Annotated in this window: 1 protein-coding gene; it reads left to right on the top strand. The window is 57.9% G+C overall.

Annotation, left to right across the window (positions count from 1 at the left end; translation table 11 throughout):
* Window positions 1–53: 53 nt before the first annotated feature.
* On the top strand, window positions 54–734 hold a 681-nt coding region (locus NKI08_RS34565), incomplete at its 3' end, for a succinylglutamate desuccinylase/aspartoacylase family protein (RefSeq protein WP_352775996.1).

Here is a 734-nt window from a genome sequence, read left to right as displayed (position 1 = left end):
ATAGCCATCGAAAACCAATCCCAAAGTCGCATACTCACAAATCAGGCTAAACAATGAGCGAAGCGCCACATCTTACGTTTGATGTCGATACCCCCGGCGTGAGCAAGGGACATCTTGTTGTCCCGGGAGGTGCCGACCGCGGAGAGCTTTTGCTTCCGGTCTTCAGCCTCAATAAAGGAGATGGACCGCGCCTTCTTGTCACCGGCGGAAATCACGGCAATGAACTGGAGGGGCCGATTGTTGCGCGACGGCTTATCAAGTGGCTGCCTGAAGCGCAAACCTGTGGAAGGGTCATCGTCCTACCAGTCCTCAATCCATTGGCCGTGGAGGCCTGGAGCCGCAATACTCCGCTCGACGGGTTGAACCTCAATCGCGTGTTTCCGGGCCGCGCCGACGGGTCAGTGACCGAACGAATCGCGGATGCGGTTTCGCGCGTACTATTGCCAATGGCCGACACCGTGTTGGATCTGCACAGCTTCGGACCAACGTGGGATTTTCCACCGGCCGCCGTGACGCACCCAATTGCCGACCCCGATCTCATGGCCAGGACGGTGAGAATGGCGGAAGCTTTCAAACTGCCCTTGACATTGGTCTGGCAACACAACGACACAGCCGGAATGTTTGATATCACCGCCCAAAGGCAGGGCAAGGTATTTGTTTGCGCTGAATTCGGCGGGGGCACGGTCGGCGCGGACAATCTCGCGATCTATGAGGCTGGAGTGCGCAACGCGCTC

The sequence above is a fragment of the Mesorhizobium sp. M0768 genome (assembly GCF_040320195.1).
GTDB lineage: Bacteria > Pseudomonadota > Alphaproteobacteria > Rhizobiales > Rhizobiaceae > Mesorhizobium.
This window is presented reverse-complemented; position numbering and strand designations above follow the sequence as displayed.